At 57.5% G+C, this 497-nt stretch carries 1 protein-coding gene; it reads left to right on the forward strand.

The features are described 5' to 3' along the window. Positions 1-497, forward strand: a 497-nt coding sequence (locus WBG83_RS07735) for a glycoside hydrolase family 2 TIM barrel-domain containing protein (RefSeq protein WP_336744163.1), incomplete at both ends; no start/stop codon positions are given.

Consider the following 497-nt stretch of genomic DNA (forward strand, 5'->3'; position numbering starts at 1 on the left):
CGATGTGTACTTAAAAGCCGCGCCGCAGGTTCACATCCGGGATGTGAAAACGCAAGCCCGCTTTATCCCGCAAGGGGAGGATGCGGTGCTTGAGGTCCAGCTGACCGTGCGGAACTATGCGGATGCAGGGCAAGCCCGCAATCATCAGGTTGGCCTGCAGCTTCTTGATGAGGGCCGCCAGCCGGTTGCAGCCGAAATCCGTCAGCGGATAGTATCGGTTGAGGGCGGAGAGGATGTCGTCGTTCAGGTGGATATCCCGGTATCGGCCCCGCGCCGGTGGTCGGCGGAGGAGCCGAATCTGTACGCACTGTTGTTGACGCTCGAAGATGAGGAAGGCCATGTGCTTGAAACAGGAAGCGTTTTCGTAGGCTTCCGGGAAATTCGAATCGAGCGGGGCCAACTGCTGATTAACGGCAAGCCGGTTATTCTCAAAGGCGTCAACCGTAACGAATTCCATCCGGATCTCGGTTTTGTCACTCCGGTGGAATCAATGCTGG

The sequence above is a fragment of the Paenibacillus sp. y28 genome (assembly GCF_037137075.1).
Lineage (GTDB): Bacteria > Bacillota > Bacilli > Paenibacillales > NBRC-103111 > JBBBNV01.